5 protein-coding genes are annotated in these 4,998 nt (G+C 67.0%); all 5 read right to left on the reverse strand.

All coding sequences use genetic code 11. The features are described 5' to 3' along the window. Positions 1-755, reverse strand: a 755-nt coding sequence (gene lhpI, locus AC3XYG_RS19855) for a bifunctional Delta(1)-pyrroline-2-carboxylate/Delta(1)-piperideine-2-carboxylate reductase (RefSeq protein ID WP_489141591.1), incomplete at its 3' end; no start/stop codon positions are given. Positions 756-759: 4 nt separating this feature from the next. Then, complete coding sequence (locus tag AC3XYG_RS19860) at positions 760-1,116, reverse strand: lipopolysaccharide assembly protein LapA domain-containing protein (RefSeq protein WP_489141592.1); 357 nt, start codon at positions 1,114-1,116, stop codon at positions 760-762. A 176-nt stretch (positions 1,117-1,292) separates the two neighbouring features. Beyond that, complete coding sequence (locus tag AC3XYG_RS19865) at positions 1,293-1,577, reverse strand: integration host factor subunit beta (RefSeq protein WP_489141593.1); 285 nt, start codon at positions 1,575-1,577, stop codon at positions 1,293-1,295. 160 nt (positions 1,578-1,737) lie between these two features. Continuing rightward, positions 1,738-3,039 (reverse strand): MFS transporter, encoded by a 1,302-nt coding sequence (locus tag AC3XYG_RS19870; RefSeq protein ID WP_489141594.1) that lies wholly within the window; start codon positions 3,037-3,039, stop codon positions 1,738-1,740. A gap of 221 nt (positions 3,040-3,260) precedes the next feature. Further along, positions 3,261-4,994 (reverse strand): 30S ribosomal protein S1, encoded by a 1,734-nt coding sequence (gene rpsA, locus AC3XYG_RS19875; RefSeq protein WP_489141595.1) that lies wholly within the window; start codon positions 4,992-4,994, stop codon positions 3,261-3,263. Positions 4,995-4,998 lie beyond the last annotated feature (4 nt).

Raw genomic sequence — 4,998 nt, forward strand, 5'->3', positions numbered from 1 at the left:
ATCCCGGCTCCCATCTCGACCTCGCCGGCGCGGGTGTCGACGAAGATGCGGGCGCGGCGCACCGCCTCGTCATCGCTTTCCCGCATCGCCGGCAGATAGGCGCCGGCGAGGTCGAGATGCGCGCCGGGCTTCAGCCAGGCACCATGCACGATCGGCTGGCGCGACTGGGTGGCGCAGGACACCAAATCGGCGTCGCGCACCGCGGCTTCGAGGTCGGTCGCGGCGCGGACCGGCAGCCCTTCCGCCGCCAAGGTTTCGACCAGCGCCGCCGCCTGCTCCGGCCGCCGGGCCCACAGCACGATGTCGGTCAGCGGCCGCACCGCGGCGTGGGCACGAATGAAATGCGATGCCAGCGTGCCGGCGCCGACCATCACCATGCGCGACGCATCCGGCCGGGCCAGATAGTCGGCGGCCAGGGCCGAGGCGGCGGCGGTGCGGCGGTTGGTCAGGGTCGGCCCGTCCATGATCGCGCGCGGCACGCCGGTGGCGCCGTCGAGCAGCAGGTAGGAGCCGACGATGAAGGGCAGGTCGCGCGCCGGGTTGCCCGGCATCAGCGACACCAGCTTGATGCCGATCGCCTGCCCCCGCTCCCACGCCGGCATGATCAGCAGGGTGGCGTCTCCGCCGTCGGTCGGGACCGTGTGGTGATGGCGCAGCGGCGCCTCGACCTCGCGGCGGAAGGCGTCGCGCAGTGCCTCGATCAGCGCGCGTGTGTCGAGCGCCCGGTCGAGGGCGGCGGCATCGATGGAGCGCATGGGATCAGCGGGTCTGGACGGTGGGCAGGGGCGGCCGCCCCGGATCGCCGGCATTGCGGTTGGCGATGGCGGAGCCGGTACGCTGCCGCGACTTCAGCCCTTCGAGGTCCTTCTGGGTCGCGGCCAGCCGGTTTTCCAGCCGCCGCATGCGGAAGCCGGAGGCGAAGCGACCGAACCAGAGGACGAGGCCGCCGACGATCATGCCGAACAGCAGCGGCACCAGCGCCACGAGATAGAGCGGCGCGTCGGTCCGGAACGGCAGCGGCCAGAGGCCGAGCGTCACCACCTCGCGATTGCTGATCGCGAAGGACAGCAGCAGCAGGGCGAACGGGACGGTGACGATCCAGGCGATGTAGCGCACGGGTTACCCCTCGCGGTGGCGGTGGTCCAACCCTGAGATGGGGATCCCCACCGGGTCGAGTCAAACCACGTCCGATCGAAATGACGGGTCGGCGCCGCCAGGCGGGGCGCCGGGGTTACGCCGGGTTGTCTCGGCCGGGTCGCCCGCCCGGTCAAGACAAACCTGCATCCGCCCGGTCAGTCGTCCGTGTTCAGGCGCTCACGCAGCTGCTTGCCGGTCTTGAAGAACGGCACCAGCTTTTCCGCCACGTCGACCGCCACGCCGGTGCGCGGGTTGCGGCCCATCCGGGCGTCGCGGTGCTTCACCGAAAACGCGCCGAATCCACGGAGTTCGACCCGCTGGCCGTCGGCCAGCGCATCGGTGATCCGGTCGAAGATCGTGGTGACGATACGTTCGACGTCGCGCTGGTAGAGGTGCGGATTGCGCTCGGCAAGCCGCATGATGAGTTCGGACTTGGTCATGTCCCCCGGATCCCTGCCCGCCGCCGGGTTTCGACACGCTTCTTGCGGTGTCGCTGCCCTGACCCGACGGCAAGCGGCGATGGTGCCAGCACGGCGGGCCGAAAGCAAGGGCAAGTCCCTATGACCAAAGGGATTTCCCGGATCGGACAGGGGCGATCGGTCAGCCCGCCACGTGGACCCGACCGGCAGCGGAACGGTTGCGCTGCAGCAGGAGCAAAGTGGCCGCCAGGCCGCACAGCGCGGCGAAGGACACCCACAGCCCCGGCATCGCCTTGTTGCCAGTCGCCTCGATCAGCCAGGTGCAGATCGCCGGGGTGAAACCGCCGAAGGTCGCCGTCGCTAGGCTGTAGGCCAGAGAGAAGCCGGCGGTGCGCACCTCTTCCGGCATGATCTCGGTCAGGAACGGGATCATCGCGCCGTTGTAGCTGCCATAGAGGAAGGACAGCCACAGCTCGACCACCAGCAACCGATCGAAGGACGGGGCGTCGACCAGCCACAGCATTGCCGGATAGGCGGTGACCAACATCATCACGGTGCAGGCGACCAGAAGCGGGGTGCGGCCGATGCGGTCGGACAGGGCGCCGGCCAGCGGCAGCCAGATCAGGTTGGTGATGCCGACGCACAGCGTCACCGTCAGGCTGTCGATGTCGGCAAGGTGCAAGGCCTGCTTGCCGAAGGTCGGGGTGTAGGCAGTGATGAGGTAGAAGCTGACCGTGGTCATCGTCACCAGCAGCATGCCGAGCAGGACGAGCACCCAGTTGTCGGCCAGCGAACGCATGATCTGCGCCACGGTCGGGCGCTGGTGCGCCCGGGCCTGGAAGGCCTCGGTCTCTTCCAGCGAGCGGCGCAGCAGGAAGATCAGCGGCACGATCAGGCAGCCGACCAGCAATGGCACCCGCCAGCCCCACAGGCTGATCGATTCCGGCGGCAGCAGGGTGCTGAGCAGCACGCCGATCAGGGCGGCGACGATCACCGCCACCTGCTGGCTGCCGGACTGCCAGGAGGCGTAGAAGCCCTTGTTCCCCGGGGTCGCGATCTCGGCCAGGTAGACCGAGACGCCGCCGAGCTCGACCCCGGCCGAGAAGCCCTGCAGCAGCCGGCCGAGCAGGATCAGCAGCGGCGCCAACAGGCCCAGGGTGTCATAGCCCGGCAACAGGCCGATGGTCAGGGTGCCGACCGCCATCAGGCCGAGAGTCAGCAGCAGCCCGGTGCGGCGGCCGTGCCGGTCGATATAGGCGCCGAGCACCAGGGCGCCGAGCGGCCGCATCAGGAAGCCGGCGCCGAAGGTGCCGAGCGACAGCATCAGCGTGGCGAACTCGCTCCCGGTCGGGAAGAACGCCTTGCCGATGTAGGAGGCGTAGTAGCCGTAGACCATGAAGTCATACATCTCCAGGAAGTTGCCGCTGGAGACGCGAAGGACGGCCATCGCCTTCGACTGGGAGGTCGCTGGTGCTGCACTCACGATACAGGCCTTTTCCTCGGTCGGGGCGCCTTGGCCCCTTGCCCTGTCCCTCTGCCTCCAGGCCCGGCTTGTCAATGCCGGGACGCGCATACAGGCATGCCAAAGAAAAGGCCCGCCTCCTTGCGGGGCGGGCCGGCACGCGCGCTGCGCATGCCTTCTTCAACAAAAGAAAAGGCCCGCCCCTTTCGGGGCGGGCCGGGCACCGGCCGTGAGGCTGGTGCTTACTTCTCTTCGGTGGTGTTCTCGCGAGCCCGGCGCAGCGCGGCGCCGAGGATGTCGCCGAGAGACGCACCCGAGTCGGACGAGCCGAATTCCGCCATCGCCGCCTTCTCTTCCTCGACCTCTTTGGCCTTGATCGAGAGGGAGACCTTGCGGGTGGCGCGGTCGACCTGCATCACCTTGGCGTCGATCTTGTCGCCGACGGAGAAACGGTCCGGACGCTGTTCCGACCGGTCGCGCGACAGGTCGGACTTGCGGATGAACCCGACCAGGCCGTCGCCGACCGAGACCTCGACGCCGCCATCGTTCACTTCCGTGACCGTGCCGGTGACGACTTCACCCTTGCGCAGACCGCCGCTGGGGGCGGAGGCCGTCTTGTCGAAGGTGTCCTCGGTGAGCTGCTTCATGCCGAGGCTGATGCGCTCCTTCTCGACATCGACGTCGAGGACCTTGACCTTGACCTGGTCGCCCTTCTTGAACTCCTGGATCGCCTCTTCGCCGGAACGATCCCAGGCGATGTCGGAGAGGTGAACCATGCCGTCGATCTCGCCCGGCAGGCCGACGAACAGACCGAACTCGGTGATGTTCTTGACCTCGCCTTCGAGTTCGGTGGCGGCCGGGTACTTCTCGGCGAACACTTCCCACGGGTTCGGCAGGCACTGCTTCAGCCCGAGGCTGATGCGGCGCTTCACCGGATCGACGTCGAGCACCATCACCTCGACCTCCTGAGAGGTGGAGACGATCTTGCCAGGGTGAACGTTCTTTTTGGTCCAGGACATCTCGGAGACGTGGATCAGTCCTTCGATGCCCGGCTCGAGCTCCACGAACGCACCGTAGTCCGTGATGTTGGTGACGCGGCCGCGGAACTTTGCTTCGACCGGGAACTTCGCCTCGATGCCCTGCCAAGGATCTTCCAGCAGCTGCTTCATGCCCAGCGAGATGCGATGCGTCTCATGGTTGATCTTGATGATCTTGACCTTCACCTGCTGACCGATGTTGAGCACTTCGGTCGGGTGATTGACGCGACGCCAGGCGATGTCGGTGACGTGCAACAGGCCGTCGATACCGCCGAGATCAACGAACGCACCGTAGTCGGTGATGTTCTTGACCACGCCGTCGATGACCTGACCCTCTTCGAGGTTCTGCACCAGCTCCTGCCGCTGCTCGGCACGGGTCTCTTCCAGTACCGTACGACGGGAGACGACGATGTTGCCGCGCCGGCGATCCATTTTCAGGATCTGGAACGGCTGGTTGACGTTCATCAGCGGGCCGACATCGCGGATCGGACGGATGTCGACCTGCGAACGCGGCAGGAAGGCCACCGCGCCGTCGAGATCGACGGTGAAGCCACCTTTGACCTGGCTTGAGATGATGCCGGTGACCTTATCGTTGTTCTGGAAGGCCTTCTCGAGCTTGCCCCAGCTCTCCTCTCGGCGCGCCTTGTCGAGCGAGAGAACGGCTTCGCCGAGCGCATTCTCGACGCGCTCGAGATAAACCTCCACCGTGTCGCCGATTTTGATGTCAGCTTGCCGGCCCGGGCCGGCAAATTCGCGCAGCGCGACTCGACCCTCGGTCTTCGCGCCCACGTCGATGACTGCCAGGTCCTTTTCGATGCCGACGACTTTGCCCTTGACGACGGTGCCTTCCGAGGGGCTGCCCTGAGAGAACGACTCCTCGAGCAATTGTGCGAAATCTTCGCGCGACGGCGTAGCGGGACCTGCGGCAGGCGTTGCCATGAAC

The organism is Inquilinus sp., assembly GCF_057815775.1.

Excerpts from the sequence above, each read along its gene's own strand:
- rpsA (WP_489141595.1), bottom strand. The coding sequence starts at position 4,994 with ATGGCAACGCCTGCCGCAGGTCCCGCTACGCCGTCGCGCGAAGATTTC.
- AC3XYG_RS19865 (WP_489141593.1), bottom strand. The coding sequence starts at position 1,577 with ATGACCAAGTCCGAACTCATCATGCGGCTTGCCGAGCGCAATCCGCAC.